The organism is Candidatus Clostridium eludens (assembly GCF_045310515.1).
Lineage (GTDB): Bacteria > Bacillota > Clostridia > Clostridiales > Clostridiaceae > Clostridium_B > Clostridium_B eludens.
The window spans coordinates 1-329 of the sequence record NZ_JBJHZX010000192.1; the positions used below are offsets into that span (position 1 = coordinate 1).

Below are 329 nucleotides of genomic sequence, written 5' to 3' on the forward strand. Positions count from 1 at the left end.
GCATCCTTTGTATCGCGAAGTTCACGTTTTAATCGTGCAATCTCTTTTTGTTCATCACTAGAATAATTACCTGATCCGCGAACCTGAATACCATTCTCACTTTTAGAATCTCTAATCCATTTTGACAAAGTACTACCCCCTATGTCCAGGTTTTGAGCACAGCCTCTTATTCCAAGTTCCTTGTGATCCATATAATATTTTACAGCATCTTCTTTAAATTGTTTGTCATGTTGTTTTTTCATGATTAAGTTCCCCCATATCTTACTTTTATTTTAATCTTTATTCGGAACTTTCTCAATTTATCTTGTACTATTTTTATTCTAGCACCA

General features: G+C 33.7%; 1 protein-coding gene. It reads right to left on the reverse strand.

All coding sequences use genetic code 11. The features are described from left to right. A partial coding sequence (locus ACJDU8_RS25795; protein WP_406795037.1) for a transposase occupies window positions 1-242 on the reverse strand: 242 nt, incomplete at its 3' end. Between the last annotated feature and the right edge of the window lie 87 nt (window positions 243-329).